Origin of the sequence: Brucella anthropi ATCC 49188 (assembly GCF_000017405.1) — a bacterium.
Classification (GTDB): domain Bacteria; phylum Pseudomonadota; class Alphaproteobacteria; order Rhizobiales; family Rhizobiaceae; genus Brucella; species Brucella anthropi.
On sequence record NC_009667.1, the window covers coordinates 1801875 to 1823647 of the forward strand.

A 21773-nucleotide genomic window follows, 5' to 3' on the forward strand; every position below is an offset into this window, starting at 1 on the left:
GGCGTCGCTTAAACAGGCACTGGAACGGAGTGTGAATGAATTTTAGGCAATTGCGTTTTTTGTGCAGATTCCGCTTGAAAAGCGCAAAAGCTTGGGCAAATCTAGCTTTGCAGACGGGGTTTTTGAAGGGCAATCAGGGGCGTTTTAAACGGGATTCCACGTCATAACTTGCAGGCCGTCCGATGAAAGGGAGGAAACTTTCGCGGACGGTGGCCAGAGGGGAAACCGGGTGACGGAAATATCCGCGCCCGGTTTCATTATTTATGGTTTTCATCAGAGTTTGATTTGCGGTTCCGGCTGCTTCCGTTTGGTGGGTTGCCGTTTGCGTCCGGGGCATATTTGGCCTACATACGCGTCAGCAATTTCCGCGCGGTTCGGCAATGTTAAGACCGATCGCGCTTCTCAACCTGCGGAGACGACGCGCTTTATGGCACGCCAGTTCATTTATCACATGTCCGGCCTCAATAAGGCCTATGGCAACAAGAAGATTCTGGAGAATATCCATCTCTCCTTCTATCCCGACGCGAAGATCGGCATTCTCGGCCCGAACGGCGCCGGTAAGTCGACCATCCTCAAGATCATGGCCGGTCTCGACAAGGAATATACCGGCGAGGCCTGGCTGGCCGATGGCGCGACCTGCGGTTATCTTGCCCAGGAACCGGAACTCGATCCTTCCAAGGACGTGCTCGGTAATGTGATGGAAGGTGTGGCCGCCAAGAAGGCGATCATCGACCGTTACAACGAACTGATGATGAACTATTCTGACGAAACTGCGGATGAAGGCGCGAAGCTTCAGGACATCATCGACAGCCAGAACCTCTGGGATCTCGAAAGCCAGGTTGAAATGGCCATGGAAGCGCTGCGTTGCCCTCCGGGCGATGCCGACGTGACCAAACTATCGGGCGGTGAAAAGCGCCGTGTGGCACTTTGCAAGCTTCTGCTTTCGAAGCCTGATCTGCTGCTTCTCGACGAACCGACCAACCATTTGGACGCCGAAACGACTGCATGGCTTGAAAAGCACCTGCGAGAATATCCGGGTTCAGTGCTGATCATCACCCACGATCGCTACTTCCTCGACAATGTGACGGGCTGGATTCTCGAGCTCGACCGTGGTCGCGGCATTCCTTATGAAGGCAATTATTCCGCCTATCTGGAAGCCAAGGCCAAGCGCATGCAGCAGGAAGGCCGCGAAGAGGCTGCCCGTGAAAAGGCGCTGTCGCGTGAACGTGAATGGATTTCTGCAAGCCCGAAGGCCCGTCAGGCCAAGTCCAAGGCGCGTATCAAGGCCTATGACGAACTGGTCAAGAGCGCGGAAGAACGCCGCCCCGGCGATGCGCAGATCATCATCCCGGTTGGTGAACGCCTCGGTCAGGTGGTCATCGAGGTCGAGGGTCTGTCGAAGGGCTATGGCGACCGTCTCCTGATCGACGATCTGAGCTTCAAGCTGCCAGCAGGCGGCATTGTCGGTGTGATCGGCCCGAACGGTGCCGGTAAATCGACGCTCTTCAAGATGCTGACGGAGCAGGAGCAGCCGGATAACGGTTCGGTTCGTATTGGCGATACGGTTCATCTTTCCTATGTGGACCAGAGCCGCGACGCGCTCGATGCCAACAAGACCGTCTGGGAAGAGATTTCCGGCGGCAATGACGTCATCAAGCTCGGCAAGTTTGAAATGAACTCCCGAGCCTATTGCGGTGCGTTCAACTTCAAGGGCGGCGACCAGCAGCAGAAGGTCGGCAATCTTTCCGGCGGCCAGCGCAATCGCGTTCACCTTGCCAAGATGCTGAAGTCCGGCGGCAATGTCCTGCTGCTCGACGAACCGACCAACGATCTCGATACGGAAACGCTCGGCGCGCTTGAAGATGCGCTGGAAAACTTCGCTGGCTGCGCCGTTATCATCAGCCACGATCGTATGTTCCTCGACCGTCTGGCAACACATATCCTCGCATTCGAAGGCGACAGCCATGTCGAATGGTTCGAAGGCAACTTCGAGGACTATGAAGCTGACAAGATCCGTCGTCTTGGACCGGATAGCGTCAACCCGAAACGGGTGACCTACAAGCCGCTCACACGGTAAGGTTCGAGATGTTCAGGCTCTGGCGGTCTGCAAATGGTGTGGTTCTGCGCTTCAGGTGCTCACGTACGCAAAGTACGCTCCGCTCCGGTTCTCGAACCTCACCATTTTCGTCTCGCCATAGCCAGAACCTCAATGAACCTTTGGCGCTTTAAAGTTAAGGCCGGTGCATTGCACCGGCCTTTTTATTTGATGAAGGGAAACATGATGAAAGATTGGTCTGCAAAGCAATATCTGAAGTTTGAAGACGAACGCAGCCGCCCGGCACGTGATCTTCTGGCCCAGATACCGGTCGATAAGCCGCGCAAGGTTGTCGATATCGGCTGTGGACCGGGTAACTCGACGGAGCTTCTGGTTGAGCGTTGGCCGGAAGCTGATGTTTCCGGCTTCGATACATCGCCAGACATGATCGAGAAGGCCAAGGTCCGCCTGCCGAAGGTGGATTTCACCATCGGCGATGTGGCGAGCTACGAGCCGGATGCGGAAACCGATGTCCTCTTCTCCAATGCCGTTTTCCAGTGGCTGCCGGATCACATCAAGCAGATGAAACGCCTCTTGTCGCTGCTTCGTCCCGGCGCGGTGCTGGCCGTCCAGATGCCTGACAATATGGGCGAGCAGACCCATGTCGGTATGCGTGACGTCGCAAAAACAGAGGCCTTTGCTGCCAAGATCGGCGCCAAGGGCAGGGGACCTCTGCCCCCGGTGATGGAATATTATAATGCGCTCGCCGGTCAGGCCGCCCGGCTCGATATATGGCACACGGTCTATAACCATCCGCTGGATGGCGTTGATGCGATTGTGGAATGGGTAAAGGCGACCGGATTGCGACCGTTTCTCGATCCGCTCGATGAACAGGAGCAGGCCGACTATCTGAAGGCTTACAAGGCGAGGATTGCGCCGCATTATCCGGTGGCAGTAGACGGGAAAGTCCTGCTGCGTTTTCCGCGTATTTTCTTGGTTGTTCAGAAGAGATAGTTGCCCGAAGATCGCTCTACACGGGGAATTGATCGATTGCCCGTGTAGGAAAATACAATTATTTTATAATTATTTCAATGTCTTATATTGGCAGCTCATCGCTCGGCAACGTCAATCGTTCATTTGAGCAATTTCTAATATTGGAATAGATTGCATGCAAACGATTTTGTTCCTATGGTCTGGCCGCGTCCTGAAACCGCTCTAAATATGAGCCGTCATGATCGTAACGCCGCGATGCGCGCCATCCCCGTTGCGATTTCGTTCAGGAGGCCGGTTTCGATGCTCTTGCTCCGTTTTTATTTTTCAATGGGAATGAACGCCGAGGCCGCCGGTTCAAGGACTGTTTCAGGCGTCTTTGCGTCTTCGCAATAGATCCAAGCAGCGTGATTTCGACCGGGAGGACATTTCAAATACGAGCCTGCTTTCGGGTTGAAATGCAGTTCGTAGTTTTATGTTTACGAAGTGAAACAATCGCCGATTTCGGTAATCCCTGCTTGGGGTCGGCGGCTTGCAGGCTGTTTGAGAACCGCCTGCTATCGGGAGTTTTCAGAATGAACAATGCAGAAATGCATGCTGACGCCAATGGCGAGGTCGAAGCGGCACATGATGCCCATGACACGCGCCGCCGCGTCTTTGCCATCGTGGCCAGCGCATCGGGTAATCTGGTGGAGTGGTACGATTTTTACGTCTATTCCTTCGGTGCGCTTTATTTCGCATCGCAGTTTTTCCCTGCGGAGGACCAGACCAGCCAGTTGCTGAATGCGGCTGCGATTTTTGCGGCTGGCTTCCTCATGCGCCCCATCGGTGGCTGGCTGTTTGGTCGCATTGCCGACAAGCTTGGTCGGCGCACATCCATGCTGATTTCGGTTACGATGATGTGCCTTGGCTCTTTCGCCATCGCCATTTTGCCGACCTATGAAACGATAGGTGTTCTGGCGCCATTCCTGCTGTTGATCGTGCGCCTCTTGCAGGGCCTTTCCGTGGGCGGCGAATACGGCACTACCGCTACCTATATGAGTGAGGTGGCGCTGGCCGGGCGCCGTGGCTTCTTCTCCTCGTTCCAGTATGTCACGCTGATTGGCGGGCAGTTGCTCGCTGTTCTTGTGATCGTGGTCCTGCAGTTCTTCCTGACATCGGACGAGCTTCATGCCTGGGGCTGGCGCATTCCATTCGCCATTGGCGGTGTTGCAGCCATCGTCGCGCTTTTTCTGCGGCGGACCCTTCACGAGACCTCGACGGAAGAAACCCGCAACAACAAGGCGGCGGGCAGCTTCGCCAATATCTGGAAGAACCATCGCAAGGCCTTCCTTGTCGTCGTCGGCTTCACGGCTGGCGGTTCGCTCGCCTTCTATACTTTCACCACGTATATGCAGAAATATCTGGTCAACACGGCTGGCATGAGCAAGGAAACGGCCAGCGAAACCATGACCTTCGTGCTGTTGGCCTATATGTTGATGCAGCCGCTTTTCGGCGCGTTGTCCGACAGGATCGGCCGCAAGACGATGATGATCGGCTTTGGCGGCATTTCAATCTTGACCACAATCCCGCTCATGACGTTGATCGGTTCGGTGCAGAGCTCGACCTGGGCATTCATCTATATCGTGATCGCTCTGGCGGTTGTCAGCATGTACACCTCCATCAGCGGCATCGTGAAAGCGGAATTGTTTCCGGCGGAAGTGCGGGCGCTGGGCGTCGGATTTTCCTACGCCATCGCCAATGCGATCTTTGGCGGCACGGCTGAATATGTGGCGCTCTGGTTCAAGCAGCAGGGCATGGAAAGCGGCTTCTTCTGGTATGTGACCGTGATGATGGTGATCGTCTTCGTCGTCAGCCTTGTCATGCCGAACCCGCGTGAACATGGATATCTGCAAGGCCACGGCACCGAATAGCCGGTGTTCTATCGCGTATCAAACGCCGCCTCCGGGCGGCGTTTTCACATCTCCACGGCTTCGTCGTCTTCGGGCGACAGAAGGCGCGTGGCGCGCCATTCGGTCAGCTTGGTGTTGATCGCATCCAGCACGAAGAAACGCGCTGAATCCTTGTCATATCCATCATCCCGCAGTGCATCGTAATCAGTATGCGTGTGGCGCACATGCGCGACTGTCGCCAGCCACACGGCAGTAGATGGTGGCAACGTCTTCATATGGGGGCTGAGCGCCGCAGCGCGGATCGGTTCTGAATCCGAATAGAGTACTGCCGGAAGCAGGAGCGTCAGCGATTTGGCGATTGCCTTCTGGCGCATTGTGCCTGCACGCATGGCTTATCCTTACAGTCAGTTATTGAGGCGAATCCTTCGTCTGCTTCATTGTGCCACGAAAATCGCTTGCGCAGGAATTACTTTTCATATAAACATATCTTTATATCTTTACGGATTGCCGCGATGGGCCGTAAATGAGGTGATGGATCAATCAAGAGCGGAAGGCATGACCGGTTTGCAACTGCAACTCGATCTGATGGTAGATGTGCTGAAGGCGGTGGCTGAACCAAGCCGCTTGCGTATTTTGGCGCTTCTTTCGCGCGGTGATCTCACCGTCTCCGACCTGACGACGATATTGGGGCAATCCCAGCCGCGGGTTTCGCGCCATCTGAAGCTGCTTGGAGAAGCCGATCTTATCGATCGCTATCAGGAAGGCGCGTGGGCCTATTTCCGTCTCGCCGACAATGCGATCAGTGGCGATCTTGCACGTGGGCTTTTGGCTCGTCTCGACAAGGCGGATGCGCTGGTTGAGCGCGACATGGAACGCCTGTCGCAAGTGAAGTCCAGCCGTCAGGAAAAGGCGGCCGCCTATTTCAGCGCCAATGCCGGCAGCTGGGATCAGATTCGCAGGCTGCATGTTTCCGAGAATGCGGTTGAAGTCGCGCTTAAGAAAGTTATCGGTGACAAGCCGTTTCAGGCGATGCTGGATGTCGGCACCGGCACGGGTCGGTTGCTGGAGCTTTTTGCCCCGCTTTACCTTCGTGGTGTCGGCATCGACATCAATCGTGACATGCTGTCTGTAGCGCGAGCCAATCTCGATCTTGCAGCCATCGGCAATGCGCAGGTTCGCCAAGGCGATGTCTATGCGCTGCCTGTAGAACGTGAGAGCTTCGATCTGGTGACTATTCATCAGGTTCTGCACTTCCTTGATGATCCGCTTGCAGCCATTCGTGAAGCGGCGCGGGCTTTGCGCCCCAACGGACGGTTGCTGATCGTCGATTTTGCGCCGCACAAGCTCGAATTCCTGCGTGAGGAACACGCCCATTTGCGGCTTGGATTCAGCGACGAGCAGATGCTGGGCTGGATGAGAGATGCCGGTCTTGAGCCGGAAAAGACACTGGAACTGGAGCCGAAGGCGGCCAATGGAGAAGAGGGGCTGACGGTGAAGCTATGGCTCGCCCGCGACCCACGCCTTCTCATTGCCGATCCGGCTTCGCATGTCTCCCAAAAGTGGGAACCGGTTTTGGGATAAAGACAATGCGACAAAAGCAGATAATGAGCATGACGGAGACAGTTTGATGGGTTTTTACGGTCTTTCCCGCCGACCGGATGTTGGCCAGACCACCCGGGTATCGTTCGAATTCTTCCCGCCCAAGTCGGAGGAAATGGAACAGCGTCTCTGGGATACGGTGACGCGGCTCGCTCCGCTACAGCCCGAATTCGTCTCCGTGACTTATGGTGCCGGTGGTTCCACGCGTGAACGTACGGCGCGTACCGTGGCGCGCATCCTTAAGGAAACCGATGTCAAACCAGCGGCGCACCTGACTTGCGTGGATGCGACACGCGAGGAAGTCGATCGTGTCGTGCGTGAATTCGCGGCTCTCGGTGTCAACCGCTTCGTGGCGCTGCGCGGCGATCCGGCGGCGGGTATTGGTGAGAAATATGTGCCGACGCCGGGTGGTTATCAGAATGGCGCTGAACTGGTTTCCGGTTTGCGCAATATTGCCGATTTCGACATTTCGGTTTCCGCCTATCCTGAAAAGCATCCGGAAAGCCCGGATTTTGCGACCGATATCGATATGCTGAAGCGCAAGGTCGATAATGGTGCGACGCGGGCCATCACGCAGTTCTTCTTCGAGAATGACCTTTACGAGCGTTATGTCGAGCGCGTGCGCCGTGCCGGTATTTACATCCCGATCGTTCCAGGTGTCCTGCCGGTGCATAATTTCAAGCAGGTCAAAAACTTCTGCGCGCGGTCGGCGACGCATATTCCGAGCTGGCTGGCGGAGCGTTTCGAAGGACTGGACAATGATCCGCAGACGCATCAGCTGGTCGCCGCGGCAATTGCCGCCGAGCAGGTGATGGATCTGATCGAACGCGGCGTGCAGGATTTCCATTTCTACACGATGAATCGCGCCGATCTGCCCTTTGCGATCTGTCACATGATCGGCATAAGGCCGAAGACGGAAGCAGCTCTGGAAGTTGCCTAAGATAAAGAAAGCCCGGCGGTGACGCCGGGCTTTTCATTTTCGTGCGGGTCGGCCTATCCTCAAAACCGAAGCCGCCGTAATGGTTTAGGCTAATTCCCCTAAGGGATGACGCCTGCTATCAACGCTGCAACAAATGCAAATGCCGCACAGATCATGAGGACATTCAAAGATCGCGTAAGTCCCATTGGTCTGTCTCCTTCATATGCGCCCGGGTGACCGGACGCGCGCTGGTAGGAAGCTGGAATCTAAGCGCAAAACGCCTCGAACAAAAGAAGATTTCGTGCTGCAATCTGGCGTGATGGAGAAATAAACCTATCGTTTACCACCTAAACTATTGAAATATTTGACTAGAAAAATTTGTTCACATTTCATGAAAAAGACACCGAACTGCCACGTTTGGTACTGTTTTCGCCGTAGTTGCCACCGGCTTTTGGCGATGTTTTTTGCGCTTTTTAGCGAATTAGCGCCAAATATGCCGACAAGGTGAGGATAGATATCACTGTCGAGTAGAGGATGACGTTGGAGGTTATCGCCGCCTCGCGACGATAATGCTCAGCCAGCATGAAGGGGCCCGTGCCGGTCGGAAGTGCGGCAAGAAGAGCAGCGCTTTGTGCGAGCAGGGGAGGCAGTCCGAATACATAGACCGCCAGCAGCCAGGTTGCGAGCGGCTGGACGATGAGCTTGACCGAAACAAGAAAAGCGATGGCATTGACGCTTTCGCGTTCGATCTTGCGCGGCTGGGCGAGGAACAGGCCAAGCGCCACCAGTGCGCAAGGAGATGCGGCACCACCGAGCATCTTCAGGAAGGTTTCGGCCGGGGCAGGGATGGTGAGTCCCAGAAAGGACACCAACGCGCCGAGCGCCGGAGCGACAAGCAGTGGATTGCGGATCAGGGACCGCATGACTTTCCAGATGAGATGAAGCGGCTTCTTCTCTGTCTGCAGGCCGATTTCGATCAGCACGATCGCAAAAGCAAACGTGACGCAGACGGTGATGATGATCGAAATGGTGGTTGCTGCCAAAACGCCTGACCCGAAGGCGATCATCGAAAGCGGAATGCCCATATAGCCGGTATTCGGGTAGGCGGCGTTCAGCCCGTCAAGCGCGGTATCCGCCAGAGGTAGCTTTCCACGCCGTCGCACCAGAAAGGGCAATGCGAAAGCAATGGCGCTCGAAAGCAGAAACACTGCGATGAAGCCCGGCTGCCAGAGTTCGCTGCCATGCGTATTGGCCATGATGTCGAAGAGAAGAGCAGGCAGCGCCAGATAGACGACGAAACGGTTCAGCTCCGCTATCGCATGAGGCCCGAGTATTTTCAGCTTGAAGGCACCCCAGCCGGAGAAAATCAGCGCAAAAACAGGAAGGACGACAATCAGCGTTGTGAGCATGGGGCGCATTTCACTTCAGGAAAAGAAAAGGCGCGGTTTTTTGAACCGCGCCTTGTCGAGTTAGAGCCTATCGAGAAGCTCTTGTGTCGGCCATGAATCGGCAGGCATTCCAAGGCGCATCTGTTCGGCGCGCACGGCATCGCGGGTCAGGAGACCGAACACGCCGTCGATCTTTCCGCCCATGTCGTAACCGCGGGCCTGGAGTTTGGTCTGAAGTTCCTTTAACTGGTCCTGTGTCAGACCCGGAACTGGATTACCCGGATCGAAGGCAGGTGCACCAGCCAGACGTGTTGCGAAATAAGCAGCCGTTGTGGCGTAGACGATGGACTTGTTCCATTCCACGAACACGTCGAAGTTGGGATAGGACAGGAAAGCCGGTCCCTTGCGGCCCAGCGGCAGTAGAAGCGACGCGTCGCCATCATCGGGGCCGAGTGGACCGTTGAGGCCCATCACACCTTGCTCAGCCCACCAGGAATGTGGCTTGCGGTTGGTGCGGATCGCTTCTTCCCAAGGCAGATCCTTGGTCAGGCGAACTTCCTCCAGCCAAGGTTGGCCACGCTTCCAGCCGAGTTCCGAAATCATGCGGCCTGCGGTCATCATGGCATCGGGAACGCTGCTCTTCAGATCGACCTTGCCATCGCCGTCGCCATCGACGCCACGTTCAAGATAATCCTTCGGCAGAAGTTGCATCATGCCGATTTCGCCAGCCCATGCGCCGGTTGTTGCTGCATCGACGACGCCTTGATCGAATAGCTTGAGAAGGGCAATCAACTGCGGGCGGAACAGATCCGGACGGCGGCAATCATAGGAGAGGGTGACAAGTGCATTCAGCGTGTCGAAATCACCCTGAATGGCGCCATAGTCGGTTTCAAGCCCCCAGAACGCGGCAAGGACTGGCCCCGGAACGCCATAGGTATCTTCAACCTTCTTGAAGACGTCGGCATATTTGGCCAGATTTTCACGGCCCTTCTTCAAACGCGCTTCCGAGATGAGGCGCTTGGAAAACTCGGTGAAGGTCAGGTTGAAAACAGTCTGCTTGCGGTCGCGATCAAGCACCTTTTGCTCAAGCATGGCCTTGTGCAATTCGGCGATGCCCTTTTCGCCGACACCGGCGTCGCGGGCTTCCTTGGTCAGATTGTCCATCCACTGGCCGTAATCGATCTCGCATTCCGGCTTGGGAAGATTGACGGTGTTTTCAGTTGGCGTCGCAGCAGGCGCCGGAGACGCGGCGGCCTGTGCACCCGACATGGTTGTCGATGCAAGCAAGGCGGCTGCGATAACTGAAGCAAAAAACTTCATTGGTAACTCACACTAATAGATTGGGAGCAAAAGGCTCCCTTTCGGGGATTGTTTTAGCTATTGCCCGAACAAGCCCCGGAAATGAAGCAAAACTTGGTGTGAACTGCCAAACTGCGCCGTGTTAGCGGACCTTGTTGCTTTCCAGCCACTTTTTCCACGAGTTGGCATCGCCTGCGAAGACATTGATATCGGCGTCGCCCTTAATGCCGGGAATGGAGCCGGTGCCGGTATATTGCCAGAACGTCCACGGATGCGGGCCGTACTTCTCGTCCGGATGACCGGCAACGGAGCGCAGCCAGAACGGATAGTCTGCCATCTGCCGCAAGTCGTTGTCATCGAAGAAATCGACCGTCGTGTAAACAATCGGGCGTTTGCCGTAATGCTTTTCCAGCGCCTGCAGGAAGATGCGCATTTCCTTGCGCACAACGGCTGCGTTGGGGCGCAGCTTGCAGGTTGGCGATTGCGGGTTCCACTCCATATCGAGAACGGGTGGAAGCGCGCTCGGATCACGCGGCACGTTCTGGATATACCAGCGGGCCTGTTCGATGGCCGGACGGCAGAAATAGTAGAAATGATAGGCGCTGCGTCGGATACCCGCCTGGCGCGCGCCGTTCCAGTGTTCCTGAAAACGATCATCGACACGGTCACCGCCTTCAGTTGCCTTGATGAAGGCGAAGGAAATGCCGCTGGCGCGCACGGCGCTCCAGTCAATGTTGGTCTGATATTTGGAAACGTCTGTGCCGTGGATCGGATAGTGCCAGGGCGTTTTACCGGTCCAGTCGTGCGGGTCGCGATCACCGAAGCGCGGTGCCTTTACCGAGCCGGACGGCGGTGCGATCCGGGCCACCGAGCCGCCCGATTTCTTTACGTCGGAAAAGTCGTAATCCACCGTCGTGCAGGCGGAGAGAAGTAAAGCGCCGAGGGCGAGAATGCTGCAGCTGGCCAGACGGTTCATATAGTGGTTCCGTGTCGCGAATCAGTCTTCTAACGGTTACGCGATCCGGAGCCGGACGTCACCAGTCTGGCGGGCAAGTTTGGTGCTAATCTGTGGCAGAGGGTGGCATTGTCGAACGAACAACTGTTATCCAGGCAAAGCCGCGATAAAGAATGCGCTTCTCAACGACAGCACTGCGTTCCTGCGCAAGCTGGTCGCAAACCGCGAACAAGTCGCTGCGCGGTGTGACATGGAACCATTCCAGCCATTGGAAGAGTGCCTTTCCGAACCAGCGCGGCAGCCGGGCCTGATCGCCAAAATCGACGATATGCAATTCTCCGCCCGCATTGAGGTGCCGGATGCTTTCACGAATGACCGACTGCCATTGCGGTATCATCGATACGGCATAGGAAATGAAAATCCGGTCGAAGCCGGCTTGCCCGAACAGTCGTTCTGGATCGAACTGGGCCGCATCCGCACGATCAAGCCGGACGCGATCTTCGATGCCAGCGCGCTCCGCCGCCCGGCGTGCCGTATCCAGCATTTCTGCTGAAATATCGATGCCGAAGAGTTTTGCATCGGGGTAGTTTTCTGCAGCTTTTATCAGATTGCGGCCGGTGCCGCAGCCGATCTCCAGAACTGTGCCGTCCTTGGGTACGGACAGTCCTGCGATCATGGGGTCGCGACCCAGAAGATAGTATTTGCGGGTCGCGTCATAGAAGTGCCGCTGACGACGGTAGACCCGATCCATGAGGTTGGCATGGTCTATACCCTGAACGCTCCATGGGCTGCGCGACATGTCAGGCATCCTTCAGCGCATAAAGATGGAACCCGCCATAGATCGACGAGCGATCGCGGTCGTGCAGGGTGCGGGATTCGTCCGCTTGATAGTCCCAGCGATCCAGAATCTGCGGTGCCACCCGTCCTGGAAGCAGACTCGGTTCGGCTGCGGTACGAAAGATGACACGGGCATTTGGTGCTGCCGTACGGGTGATTTCACTCCAGAGGGCATTGAGCTGCTCGTCATTCATCCAGTCCTGCGCATCCAGCAGGATATAACGGTCGACGGATGCCGCAGGCTTGGCAGCGAGAAAATCGGTATAGCTTGCGTTCTGTACGGTCATGCGATCAGCGCGTGCGCGTACTGTTTCAAAATTGGAGCGTGACAGATAGGGCGGGAGAGGCCCGGTCTCCTCATTGCCGCTATAGCCGCGCCCGAATGCCTGCCAGGCGAAATAATTGTCGGTAAGGGGGAAACCGCAAGCGAGTTTCTCAAGACGGCTGCGCAGGACAAGCGCCATGTCGCCGTTTCCTGCAGTGGCAAGGGCATCATATTGCTGTGGCGGTATGCCCAGTCCGAAAAGGGATGATTTGCGGGCCGTGGCCCAGCGCACCATGCGTTTTTCAAAGAGCGGGGCAAGCGCCGTGTCGAAGAAGCTACGCTGCTCTTCCATTGTGCGCGCCTTCAAGATGTCGCGCGGATCGATCCCGTAGAGGCGCGCCACGCGATGGCCCATGCCGATGAAGACGCCAAGCAAGCCGTGGCGATAGAGGTCGCGCCAGAAAATGGAAATACGCTGGCGGCCATTCCATTTGCGTTTTTCCCAATAGTCGCGGCTTTCGCTGTCCAGATGCGGGCGGATGAAGCGCTTGTAGGCGGCAAGATTGGTCTTGTCGTCGGCTTTCCCGTAAAATCGGTAGAATGCATCGTAGTCGGGCAGGTTTTTGACAGCCGCAATCTTCAGCCGGTTGAACGCGACGTGTGCCTGATTGAGATCGACCGCCTCCACACGTGCCGGATCGGCGGTCAGGTAGGACATGGCATTGCATCCGCCGGACGCGATGGTGACGATGCGGTGGTCCGGCTCTATAGCCAGAGCTGCCATATCAACTTCCGGGTCTTCCCATATCTGCGGATAGACCAGCCCTTTGAACAGCCAGGCAAACAGCCTTTCAGAAAAGCCTGCCCGCGAGAGGGCGCTGTTCTGGGTCACGGCCTGCTTTAGAATTGTGTCGGCTGATGCTTGCTGTGTCATCAAAAATTCCCCTAGTGCACGAATCCCGACTTTGATTTTGCCAAGTTAAACATCGTCCAATGACAGGGGCGTGACGAATTAATTGCGGGTTTTTAAACCAGATGAATGCGCCTATACGCCTGTAATACTGTCGCTTTATTACGGTCGGTAAGACTATTTGAGAGAACTTTTTCGCGCCGTTGCCGTTTTCTTGTGTGACGGTCCGAGTCGACGGGATTTCTGTGTCGATGAGTGACCGTAAAGGTGATTGGCCGGATCAACCGGTCACGCACGGAGAAAACAGAGAGAGGCGTTTGGCAATATTGCCATTTAATGCCTGAAACCAGGCCAACGAGCCTGATCTAGGAAGGAGAGCCAACGTGAAGAAGTTTCTGATTGCTTCTGTCGCCGCCGTATCGCTTCTCGGCCTTGCAGCGTGCAATGACAAGAAGGACGACACGAGCAACGCACCGGCACCATCCGCGCCGGCAGCGCCCTCGAACAATGACACGACGACGACGCCAGCCCCGGCAACTCCGGCACCGGCTACCCCGGCGCCAGGTACAGGGACAGCGCCTTCCAACTAAGGTTGGGAAGTCGTGATGCACTAGCATGCGGGTGGCGATCCGGTTTCCGGGTCGCCATTCGTGCCAATAGGCTTCGGTCAAAGGCTTTAGACCAATGGCTTTAAGCCAATGGTTTTAGGATTGAGATGAACGTTAAAGCAACCATGTCGGGAAAAGACGGGCATTCTGCGTTTTCCGTGTTTCAACGCAGGCTCGGTTCGGTTATGGCTTTTGTCATGAACCGTAACTTCCTGTTTTTCATCTCTGCGATTGTTCTTGTTGTGCTTGCCGCTTGCGGCAAAGGAGACGACGAGATTGCTGCCACTACGAATGGCAGCGAGCAGGGCGCCGCTGCTGTATCGCAGCCTGCCAAACCGGCAGAAAGTGGAAGCACGGAGAAAGGCCCCGATCTGGTCAAGTCGCTCCGCGACAGTTCCGGTGTGGTGAGCCCGGAAGAGAAGGCAGCAGCCATTGAACGCGCACGGACCAATGCCGTTGCCGCGGCAAAATCTGTCGGTCAAACGGATCAGCAGGCACAGACGGCTGGACAAGCAGCAGCCACGGCCGCACAGCGTTCCTTCGACGAACGCGAACCCCAGCAATAAGCGTTCGTTGCGGAACTCGGCAACAATCTAAGCCAATGTCCTGATATTCTTTCTAAATGTTTGTTTTTTAGACTTTCGCTCGCCTGGGCGGTTTTCAGTTCATTCGGAATTCTATAGAAAAGTCCCATGTCGATTTGGGTTCGCATCGGTGAGTTTGTCACTTACGTGGCGTCGAATGCCATTACTGGCGTTATCGAAGCCGTGCGCACCGTTTTCGAAGGTGACGCCGATACACGGCGCCGGGTGGCCTTCTCCATTGCGATGATCGCGCTTTCAGCCAAGATGGCCAAGGCCGACGGGGTCGTCACACAGGACGAAATCCGCGCCTTTCAGGATATATTCGCCGTGCCGAAGGAAGAGACGGCGCATGTTGCGCGGCTCTACGATCTCGCCAAGCAGGATGTCGCTGGCTATGAATCCTATGCGCGTCAGCTCGCCGGATTGTGTAGTGAAGGACAACCCGATTGCCATCTGCTTGAGGATATCCTCGACGGTCTTTTTCATATAGCCACCGCTGACGGCTATGTGCATGAAAAAGAGATGGCCTTCCTTGCAGGCGTTGCGGATATTTTCGGCTATGATGAAGTCGCTTTCGATCGTATCTCGATCCGGCATGTCCAGCGCGGTGCTGACGATCCTTATGCCATTCTGGGGCTGGAGCGCGGCGTTTCCTTCGAGATGGCCCGCAAGCGCTATCGTTCGCTGGTCAAGGAACATCATCCGGACCGGCTGGTGGCAGAGGGCTTGCCGCTTGAATTCATAACCATTGCCAACAGGCGTCTGGCAGCGATAAACGCTGCCTGGGCAAGCATTGAGAAGAATCTGGAGGCTGCATGAGCAGCGTGCGCGAAATCGAGAGCGAGTTGTTGCGGGAGCTGGCGCTTGACCGGCCCGATTTTGCCGGTGCAACGCTTGATCCGTCACCCAATTTCGGTCCGCGTCGCGACGGCAAGGTGCCCGCCTTTCTCATTCTCCATTATACCGGTCTGGCGACTGCCGAAGAGGCCGTGCAGGTTCTTAAATCGCCAGATATGGAAGTTTCCGCGCATTACCTTGTCCATGAAGACGGGCGGATCGTGCAGATGGTTTCGGAAAAGGCCCGTGCCTGGCATGCGGGCAAGAGCTTCTGGAAGGGCGAAACGGACATCAATTCGGCCTCCATCGGCATTGAGATCGTCAATCCGGGTAATCTTGAAGACTATCCGCCGTTCAAGGATGCGCAGATCGATGCGGTCATCCGCCTCTGCCGCGATATATGCGAGCGTTATACCATCAAGCCGGAAAATATTCTGGCCCACTCCGATATTGCACCTTCGCGCAAGACAGACCCGGGCCATAACTTCCCCTGGAAGCGGCTCCACGAGGCGGGTATCGGCCACTATATCGAGCCGACGTCGATCCGCGGCGGGCGGTTTCTGGCACGTGGCGAAAACGGCCAGCCGGTCGAGGCGTTGCAATCCATGCTGGCACTTTATGGCTACGAAATCGCCATCACTGGTGTCTTCGATGAAGGCACCGAGACTGTGATTAAGGCCTTTCAGCGACATTTTCGGACACAAAATGTGGACGGGGTGGCTGATGTATCTACTATAGATACCCTCTACAGGCTAATTTTTTCCCTGCAGAATGTTACCGCCTGACGAGATGCAGGCGGTTAATCTCTCTATCCAGCGTTGATTCGTATTTCTGTAATGATTTCATAAAAATAGATCGATCCAGCCCGGTTGCAGAAGGGTTGTGACGAAGGTTTACGCCGCGTTTGCGTGAATCACGAATGTTACAACCTGTAAGACTATTTTACTTTTACAACCAATCTTCGGCTGCATTTGCCCGGCACTTCATCGCTCAATCCCAGCGGACAAGGGCCTGACAACCCATATCGGGCGGGATCAAAAAACAGGACTGTTTTTACCCAAGACAGACAGTCTGAGAAAAGAAACGTTCCAAGACGGTAGGTTATGAAAATTAAATTTGTTGTTGTTTGCGCCCTTGTTGGCGCGATGAGTTCGTTTGGCCTGAATCCAGCACTGAGTGCCCCTTCAACTGAACCGACCAACCTCGCAGCTCTCCTCAAGGCACGCCAGCAGAACAAGACTGCCGAGGCGGAAAAGCCAACCAAAGCGCCGAAGAAGGCATCGGTCGTCAGCCGCCGTGCGGCTCCGACTGCCAAGAATTCTACGGGCAAGGGTTCTGCTGCTAAGCGTTCGCAGTCGAAGGACACGACTGCCCGTAACGCCAAGAGCGGCGGCGCTTATTCAAGCATCATCAATCGTTACGCATCGACCTATGGCGTGCCTTCCGCACTTGCCCATGCGGTTGTGCGTCACGAAAGCAATTTCCAGCCGAATGTGCGTGGCAAGGCCGGTGAAATCGGCCTGATGCAGATCAAGCTCTCGACCGCACGTGGCCTCGGCTACACGGGTTCAGCCAAGGGTCTCTATGAGCCTTCCACGAACATCCAGTTCGGCATGAAGTATCTGGCCCAGGCGCAGAAGCTCGGCGGCGGCAGCACTTGCGGCACGATCCTGAAGTACAATGCCGGTCACGGCGCAAAGCGTATGAACCCGACCTCGGCGAAATATTGCAGCTCGGTCAAGGCCTATATGCGCGCGCTCTGATGCATTTTCAGGATGCGAATGCAGATTTACGTCGGCGGTCGCGTAGAGTACAGGCCGCCTGATGTGAACGGAAAGCCGACAGTGGAGACACTGTCGGCTTTTCTGTTTCCGGTGACTGCAGATTTTTTCCGGAATCCGGTTCCACTGTTCCGCTATCGTTGCTATATGCGCGCTGTCAGTCGGTCGGGCAGCCGCGCTTGTCATATGCCGAAAGGCGGCAGGTGAGGAAAGTCCGGGCTCCATGGAAACACGATGCCGGGTAACGCCCGGCGGGGGTGACCCCAGGGAAAGTGCCACAGAAAGCAGACCGCCCCGTCTTCCGTACCGTTGCGCAACGAAACGGCAGGGATGACGGGGTAAGGGTGAAAGGGTGGGGTAAGAGCCCACCGCGTCTGCAGCAATGCAGACGGCACGGTAAACCCCATCGGGAGCAAAACCGAATAGGGACGGCGCGCTGGCTCGCAAGGGCCGGCAATCGGTTTCCGGATCAGCCGTCCGGGTGGGTTGCACGAGGCGGGTGGCGACATCCGTCCCAGATGAATGGCTGCCACGTCGGGCGAAAGCCCGGCCATACAGAACCCGGCTTACAGACCGACTGACAATTTTTTCTAGAGCGGCTTCTATTTTAAAAGAAGCGTTGGAACCGCTCCAACTGTTTGTGTTGTCGCATTGCCCTACGCAAAACCGTTTCATGTTTTTGCTGGAAATGCTCCTAATCGACTGCTTCAGCATTCAAACGCAAGAAACGGATAGTTGCGTTACTGCCGGGACTTTAATTGGGACCTCCACGAAATCACGGAGGTTCAGTATGTCCAGTTTGAAAGACAAGGTCGCAATCATCACCGGTGCATCGTCGGGAATAGGGCGGGCTGCTGCATTGCTTTTTGCCAGAGAGGGCGCAGCCATTGTGCTGAATGCTCGCGGACTTGCCGGTCTAGAACGTGTTGCGGAGGAGATCGCGGCGTTTGGCGGAAAGGCGCATTGTGTTGCTGGCGATGTCTCGGAAGCTGAAACGCATGAGGTACTTGCTGCGGCAGCGAAGGATACATTCGGCGGCCTTGATATAGCCGTCAACAATGCTGGCACGGTCGGCCCTATCGCGCCGCTTGCCGAAATCGCGCCCGATGATTGGGCGGGGGTGCTGGCAGGTAATCTGACCTCGGCGTTTATGGGAGCGAGATCACAAATCCCTCTGATGCTTGAAAGGGGTGGAGGCTCGATTGTCTTCACCTCGACATTTGTCGGCACGAGCGTCGGCATTCCGGGCATGTCGGTTTACGGAACCTCGAAGGCAGCTCTCATGGGTATGGTGAAGGGCATAACCGCCGATTACGGCGCCCGTGGTATCCGGGCAAATGCGCTCTTGCCGGGTGGTGTCGATACGCCGATGGGCGGAGATGAAAAGCACAAGGAATGGGCTGCAGGCCTGCATGCGATGAAACGGATCGCCCAGCCCGAAGAAATCGCTCAGGCCGCGCTGTTTCTGGCAGGCCCGATGTCGAGTTTTGTCGCGGGTTCGGCGCTTTACGCCGATGGCGGCAATGCGGCGGTGAAGTAAAAGAATGGGCGGCTTCAAGATACGGAGCCGCCCATTCGAAAAGCCTCGGGAGGGGCTTAAATTGGCACGCCGGACAGGAAATCGTAGATCAGCTTCATATTCAGCACGACGATGATTGCAGCGGTAATGGCAGCAAGCAACGTCACCCAGCGCGGCGCGACCAGCGATCCCATCTTCTTTTTCTCCGCCGTGAACATCACGAGTGGAATGACGGCAAAGGGTAGCTGAAGGCTCAACACGACCTGAGACAGGATCAGAAGCTCTGTCGTTCCCTGCGAACCGTACATGATCGTCACGACGGCAGCGGGAACAATGGCCACGAAGCGGGTGATCGCACGGCGCAGCCACGGCTTCAGGCGAATATCGATGAAGCCTTCCATGACGATCTGTCCGGCCATCGTCGCGGTGATGGTCGAGTTCAGGCCACAGCACAGAAGCGCAATCGCAAAAAGCGTTGGCGCAAGGGCTGATCCCAGCAGCGGGTTCAAAAGAGCATGGGCCTTGTCGAGATCTTCGACCGCAGTATTGCCGGTGGCGTTGAAGCTTGCAGCAGCCAGGATCAGGATTGATGCATTGACCAGCAGCGCGAATGTCAGCGCAATGGTGGAATCCCATGTCGCAAAGCGTATGGCTTCGCGCTTTTCAGCGGTCGTGTGGCCGTAATCGCGTGTCTGGATGATGCCCGAATGCAGATAGAGATTATGCGGCATGACCGTGGCGCCGATGATACCAAGGGCGATATAAAGCATGTCCGGATTGCGGATGATGTCGGTTGTTGGCGCAAAGCCCTTGATGACTGCGCCCCATTGCGGCTGCGCCATCAGAATCTGAATAAGGAAGCAGAGCGCAATCACGCCCAGAAGGGTGATGATGAGCGCCTCGACACGGCGAAATCCCTTGTTCTGGAGATAAAGAACCAGAAGCACATCGGCAGCAGTGATGATGACACCGATTTCCAGCGGAATGCCGAAGAGCAGGTTGAGGCCGATGGCGGTGCCGATGACTTCCGCCAGATCGGTGGCGCAGATTGCCAGTTCGGCCAGGAACCAGAGCGGCCATGCGAGAAAGCGCGGATAGGCATCGCGGCAAGCCTGTGCCAGATCGCGGCCGGTTGCGACGGCAAGACGTGCGCAAAGCGCCTGCAGGAGCACGGCCATAAGATTGGACAGCAGCACAACGGATAGCAACGTATAGCCGAAGCGAGAGCCACCAGCGAGCGAGGTGGCCCAATTGCCGGGGTCCATATAGCCAACGGCTACCAGATAGCCGGGACCGAAGAAGGAAAGTGCGCGACGGAACTTTGAACCTGAACGATTGACTCGGATCGAGCGGTGGACATCGGACATGGATGCTTCGCCGCGATCACGTCGCCAGCCTTCAAATGTTACTTCGCCAGCGCCGGAGGGGCCTGCTCCATGGGGTGCCATACTCAATGCCTTGGGTGTTTATGCAGTTGCAAACTATTTGCATTAAATATGCCAATGATGGGAGGGCGTCAACCGGGGGCGGGGCATCACAAATCATAAGCTTGTGATGCATAGTGTGTGGGTCCATCGCATTTGGATTGAAGCAAATGTCCGTTTTCGGGCAACTGCTGAGCGCAAACCGCCTTCAAAAAATCCCTGTTGAAAATTATGGGGCTGGCACAGTTCTGTAGAAGTGCTGAGCCAAAGGATAACGCTTCATTAAGCTTAATATCCGATAACTGACGAACGAATCCGCCATGTCGCCACGTTGACGGCAAATGGGCGGAATCCGCAAGCAAAACACGAAAGCATGTTTCCTGAAGTTGGGAACCGATTTTGGAACAAAACATGCGTGAAAACAAAAGATTGAAGCGCGAGACGCTTTAAAAACGGGCCAAGTACCCGGGAAAGGATCGGAATGATGGCAAGCCTCGGCGGAGACAATTCTCAAGCCGAAGGGGCTGAAGTCCGTCACGTTCCGGTGCTGATCGCCGAAGTGATCGACGCCCTGAAGCCTGTATCTGGCGCAGTGATTGTCGATGGGACATTCGGTGCTGGCGGGTATACGCGTCGCATACTGGAAGCGGGAGCGGACGTGATCGCGATTGACCGCGATCCGACCGCAATCGAAGCCGGGCGGGCGATGGAAAAGCAGTTTCCGGGCCGGCTCGATCTGGTCGAGTCCCGGTTCTCTGCTCTTGATGAAGCAGTCTCGAAGGTTAAGGGAGCAGGCAGCAAGGTGGACGGCGTTGTGCTCGATATTGGCGTATCGTCGATGCAGATCGATGAGGCCGAGCGCGGCTTTTCCTTCCAGAAGGATGGTCCGCTCGACATGCGCATGTCGAAAAAAGGACCAAGCGCTGCCGATGTGGTGAACCGTCTCAAGACCGGTGATCTTGCCCGCATCTTCAATTTTCTGGGCGAAGAGCGCCATGCAGGCCGCATTGCACGCATGATCGACAAGCGCCGGACCGCACAGCCTTTCACGCGTACGCTCGATCTTGCCAATGCCATCGAAACGCTGGTGGGACGCAATCCGAAGGATCGCATCCATCCGGCGACGCGGGTTTTTCAGGCGCTGCGGGTCTATGTGAATGACGAGTTGGGCGAACTGGCGCGGGCGTTGCTTGCTGCCGAACGCATCCTGAAACCGGGCGGCCGGCTGGTTGTCGTGACCTTCCATTCGCTCGAAGACCGCATGGTGAAGCGCTATTTCGCTGACCGCGCCGGCGGTAGTGCCGGATCGCGTCATCTGCCGGAAACACATGTCCGTCTGCCGAGCTTTACGCCCGCGGTCAAGGGCGCTGTTGGCCCGACCGCAGAGGAAGAAGAACGAAATCCACGTGCGCGCTCGGCGAAGCTGCGCGCTGGAATAAGGACGGAAAATCCGCCACTGGAAGACGATTTATCGCTTTTCGGACTGCCCAAACTGCCCGAGACGAACGAACTGGCCCGGAGTTGAACGAGTGCTGCGTACTTTCGACATCATCATGATAGCGGCGATGCTGGTGGCGGCGACCGTCACCTACACGATCAAATATGACGCGGAAAAGCAGATCGCGGTGATCGCCAAGCTGAAGCGACAGATCGACTCCGAAAAGGACACGATCACGCTCTTGCGCGCCGACTGGGCATTGATGACCCAGCCTGGTCGCCTGCAAAGTCTCGTTGGTGTCTACGAAAAGGAACTCAACCTCCAGCCGATCGAAGCCGAACAGCTTGTGCTGGGTGTCCACGAAATTCCGGAACGTCCGGTTGACGATATCCAGAAGATCATCTCCGGCAGCGACGAACTGCTTGCAAGCGGCGTGCTTGAAAAGGATGCCATCACGACCGGCAGCGTCAAGAAAAGCGGGGCGAGGCACTGA

20 protein-coding genes and 1 other RNA gene are annotated in these 21773 nt (G+C 56.2%); 14 read left to right on the forward strand and 7 right to left on the reverse strand.

The window, feature by feature from the left end; genetic code table 11:
* Window positions 1–427: 427 nt before the first annotated feature.
* The 3 genes from ettA (at window position 428) to OANT_RS08945 (ending at window position 4938) form a co-directional block, all read left to right on the forward strand.
* Window positions 428–2077: an energy-dependent translational throttle protein EttA gene (gene ettA, locus OANT_RS08930; protein ID WP_012091727.1), complete on the forward strand. Its 1650-nt coding sequence runs from the start codon at window positions 428–430 to the stop codon at window positions 2075–2077.
* Between the two features lie 204 nt (window positions 2078–2281).
* A complete protein-coding gene (tam, locus tag OANT_RS08935; RefSeq protein WP_012091728.1) occupies window positions 2282–3049 on the forward strand; it encodes a trans-aconitate 2-methyltransferase in 768 nt (255 codons plus the stop codon).
* A gap of 551 nt (window positions 3050–3600) precedes the next feature.
* Window positions 3601–4938 carry an MFS family transporter gene (locus OANT_RS08945; protein ID WP_012091729.1) on the forward strand — a complete coding sequence of 446 codons (1338 nt, stop codon included), beginning with the start codon at window positions 3601–3603 and terminating at the stop codon, window positions 4936–4938.
* 44 nt (window positions 4939–4982) lie between these two features.
* On the opposite strand, the gene OANT_RS08950 is transcribed toward OANT_RS08945, so the two are convergent.
* Window positions 4983–5306 (reverse strand): DUF2293 domain-containing protein, encoded by a 324-nt coding sequence (locus OANT_RS08950; protein ID WP_012091730.1) that lies wholly within the window; start codon window positions 5304–5306, stop codon window positions 4983–4985.
* Window positions 5307–5472: 166 nt separating this feature from the next.
* Between OANT_RS08950 and OANT_RS08955 the strand changes: the two genes are divergently transcribed.
* Both OANT_RS08955 and metF read left to right on the forward strand, forming a co-directional pair.
* Window positions 5473–6498: an ArsR/SmtB family transcription factor gene (locus OANT_RS08955; protein ID WP_010659707.1), complete on the forward strand. Its 1026-nt coding sequence runs from the start codon at window positions 5473–5475 to the stop codon at window positions 6496–6498.
* 46 nt (window positions 6499–6544) lie between these two features.
* Window positions 6545–7456, forward strand: coding sequence for a methylenetetrahydrofolate reductase [NAD(P)H] (metF, locus tag OANT_RS08960; protein ID WP_012091731.1), 912 nt, complete (start codon window positions 6545–6547; stop codon window positions 7454–7456).
* Window positions 7457–7908: 452 nt separating this feature from the next.
* Here metF and OANT_RS08965 read toward each other — a convergent pair whose 3' ends face one another.
* From OANT_RS08965 to OANT_RS08985, 5 genes are all read right to left on the reverse strand, one after another.
* Window positions 7909–8844, reverse strand: coding sequence for an AEC family transporter (locus OANT_RS08965; protein ID WP_012091732.1), 936 nt, complete (start codon window positions 8842–8844; stop codon window positions 7909–7911).
* A gap of 60 nt (window positions 8845–8904) precedes the next feature.
* Window positions 8905–10143: a lytic murein transglycosylase gene (locus OANT_RS08970; protein ID WP_012091733.1), complete on the reverse strand. Its 1239-nt coding sequence runs from the start codon at window positions 10141–10143 to the stop codon at window positions 8905–8907.
* 121 nt (window positions 10144–10264) lie between these two features.
* Window positions 10265–11098, reverse strand: a complete 834-nt coding sequence (locus OANT_RS08975; RefSeq protein WP_012091734.1) for a glycoside hydrolase family 25 protein — start codon at window positions 11096–11098, stop codon at window positions 10265–10267.
* A gap of 85 nt (window positions 11099–11183) precedes the next feature.
* Window positions 11184–11876 carry a class I SAM-dependent methyltransferase gene (locus tag OANT_RS08980; RefSeq protein ID WP_010659711.1) on the reverse strand — a complete coding sequence of 231 codons (693 nt, stop codon included), beginning with the start codon at window positions 11874–11876 and terminating at the stop codon, window positions 11184–11186.
* 1 nt (window position 11877) lies between these two features.
* A complete protein-coding gene (locus OANT_RS08985; protein WP_012091735.1) occupies window positions 11878–13113 on the reverse strand; it encodes a BtaA family protein in 1236 nt (411 codons plus the stop codon).
* Window positions 13114–13472: 359 nt separating this feature from the next.
* On the opposite strand from OANT_RS08985, the gene OANT_RS08990 reads away from it, so the two are divergent.
* The 7 genes from OANT_RS08990 to OANT_RS09020 all read left to right on the forward strand — a co-directional run bounded on the left by OANT_RS08990 (window position 13473) and on the right by OANT_RS09020 (window position 18439).
* On the forward strand, window positions 13473–13679 hold the full coding sequence (locus tag OANT_RS08990) for a hypothetical protein (protein WP_010659713.1): 207 nt from the start codon (window positions 13473–13475) through the stop codon (window positions 13677–13679).
* Window positions 13680–13804: 125 nt separating this feature from the next.
* The gene (locus tag OANT_RS08995; RefSeq protein WP_012091737.1) at window positions 13805–14263 is read left to right on the forward strand and encodes a hypothetical protein; all 459 of its coding nucleotides are present in this window, start codon (window positions 13805–13807) and stop codon (window positions 14261–14263) included.
* A gap of 126 nt (window positions 14264–14389) precedes the next feature.
* Window positions 14390–15100 carry a J domain-containing protein gene (locus OANT_RS09000; protein WP_012091738.1) on the forward strand — a complete coding sequence of 237 codons (711 nt, stop codon included), beginning with the start codon at window positions 14390–14392 and terminating at the stop codon, window positions 15098–15100.
* Complete coding sequence (locus OANT_RS09005) at window positions 15097–15903, forward strand: N-acetylmuramoyl-L-alanine amidase (protein ID WP_012091739.1); 807 nt, start codon at window positions 15097–15099, stop codon at window positions 15901–15903. Before OANT_RS09000 ends, OANT_RS09005 begins: the two co-directional genes overlap by 4 nt.
* Before the next feature lie 318 nt (window positions 15904–16221).
* The gene (locus OANT_RS09010) at window positions 16222–16881 is read left to right on the forward strand and encodes a lytic transglycosylase domain-containing protein (RefSeq protein ID WP_010659717.1); all 660 of its coding nucleotides are present in this window, start codon (window positions 16222–16224) and stop codon (window positions 16879–16881) included.
* Window positions 16882–17056: 175 nt separating this feature from the next.
* Window positions 17057–17484: RNase P RNA component class A (gene rnpB / locus OANT_RS25135), an RNA gene on the forward strand.
* 205 nt (window positions 17485–17689) lie between these two features.
* Window positions 17690–18439 carry an SDR family oxidoreductase gene (locus OANT_RS09020; protein WP_012091740.1) on the forward strand — a complete coding sequence of 250 codons (750 nt, stop codon included), beginning with the start codon at window positions 17690–17692 and terminating at the stop codon, window positions 18437–18439.
* Between the two features lie 56 nt (window positions 18440–18495).
* Here the strand turns inward: OANT_RS09020 and OANT_RS09025 are convergent, their stop codons facing one another.
* On the reverse strand, window positions 18496–19866 hold the full coding sequence (locus OANT_RS09025) for an Nramp family divalent metal transporter (protein WP_012091741.1): 1371 nt from the start codon (window positions 19864–19866) through the stop codon (window positions 18496–18498).
* Between the two features lie 457 nt (window positions 19867–20323).
* On the opposite strand from OANT_RS09025, the gene rsmH reads away from it, so the two are divergent.
* A complete protein-coding gene (rsmH, locus tag OANT_RS09030; RefSeq protein ID WP_012091742.1) occupies window positions 20324–21367 on the forward strand; it encodes a 16S rRNA (cytosine(1402)-N(4))-methyltransferase RsmH in 1044 nt (347 codons plus the stop codon).
* Between the two features lie 4 nt (window positions 21368–21371).
* Window positions 21372–21773, forward strand: a complete 402-nt coding sequence (gene ftsL / locus OANT_RS09035) for a cell division protein FtsL (RefSeq protein WP_010659722.1) — start codon at window positions 21372–21374, stop codon at window positions 21771–21773.

Bases quoted from the DNA above. Each gene is read 5' to 3' on its own strand.
- ettA (WP_012091727.1), top strand. From the start codon at position 428: ATGGCACGCCAGTTCATTTATCACATGTCCGGCCTCAATAAGGCCTAT.
- tam (WP_012091728.1), top strand. From the start codon at position 2,282: ATGAAAGATTGGTCTGCAAAGCAATATCTGAAGTTTGAAGACGAACGC.
- OANT_RS08945 (WP_012091729.1), top strand. From the start codon at position 3,601: ATGAACAATGCAGAAATGCATGCTGACGCCAATGGCGAGGTCGAAGCG.
- OANT_RS08950 (WP_012091730.1), bottom strand. From the start codon at position 5,306: ATGCGTGCAGGCACAATGCGCCAGAAGGCAATCGCCAAATCGCTGACG.
- OANT_RS08955 (WP_010659707.1), top strand. From the start codon at position 5,473: ATGACCGGTTTGCAACTGCAACTCGATCTGATGGTAGATGTGCTGAAG.
- metF (WP_012091731.1), top strand. From the start codon at position 6,545: ATGGGTTTTTACGGTCTTTCCCGCCGACCGGATGTTGGCCAGACCACC.
- OANT_RS08965 (WP_012091732.1), bottom strand. From the start codon at position 8,844: ATGCTCACAACGCTGATTGTCGTCCTTCCTGTTTTTGCGCTGATTTTC.
- OANT_RS08970 (WP_012091733.1), bottom strand. From the start codon at position 10,143: ATGAAGTTTTTTGCTTCAGTTATCGCAGCCGCCTTGCTTGCATCGACA.
- OANT_RS08975 (WP_012091734.1), bottom strand. From the start codon at position 11,098: ATGAACCGTCTGGCCAGCTGCAGCATTCTCGCCCTCGGCGCTTTACTT.
- OANT_RS08980 (WP_010659711.1), bottom strand. From the start codon at position 11,876: ATGTCGCGCAGCCCATGGAGCGTTCAGGGTATAGACCATGCCAACCTC.
- OANT_RS08985 (WP_012091735.1), bottom strand. From the start codon at position 13,113: ATGACACAGCAAGCATCAGCCGACACAATTCTAAAGCAGGCCGTGACC.
- OANT_RS08995 (WP_012091737.1), top strand. From the start codon at position 13,805: ATGAACGTTAAAGCAACCATGTCGGGAAAAGACGGGCATTCTGCGTTT.
- OANT_RS09000 (WP_012091738.1), top strand. From the start codon at position 14,390: ATGTCGATTTGGGTTCGCATCGGTGAGTTTGTCACTTACGTGGCGTCG.
- OANT_RS09005 (WP_012091739.1), top strand. From the start codon at position 15,097: ATGAGCAGCGTGCGCGAAATCGAGAGCGAGTTGTTGCGGGAGCTGGCG.
- OANT_RS09010 (WP_010659717.1), top strand. From the start codon at position 16,222: ATGAAAATTAAATTTGTTGTTGTTTGCGCCCTTGTTGGCGCGATGAGT.
- OANT_RS09020 (WP_012091740.1), top strand. From the start codon at position 17,690: ATGTCCAGTTTGAAAGACAAGGTCGCAATCATCACCGGTGCATCGTCG.
- OANT_RS09025 (WP_012091741.1), bottom strand. From the start codon at position 19,866: ATGGCACCCCATGGAGCAGGCCCCTCCGGCGCTGGCGAAGTAACATTT.
- rsmH (WP_012091742.1), top strand. From the start codon at position 20,324: ATGATGGCAAGCCTCGGCGGAGACAATTCTCAAGCCGAAGGGGCTGAA.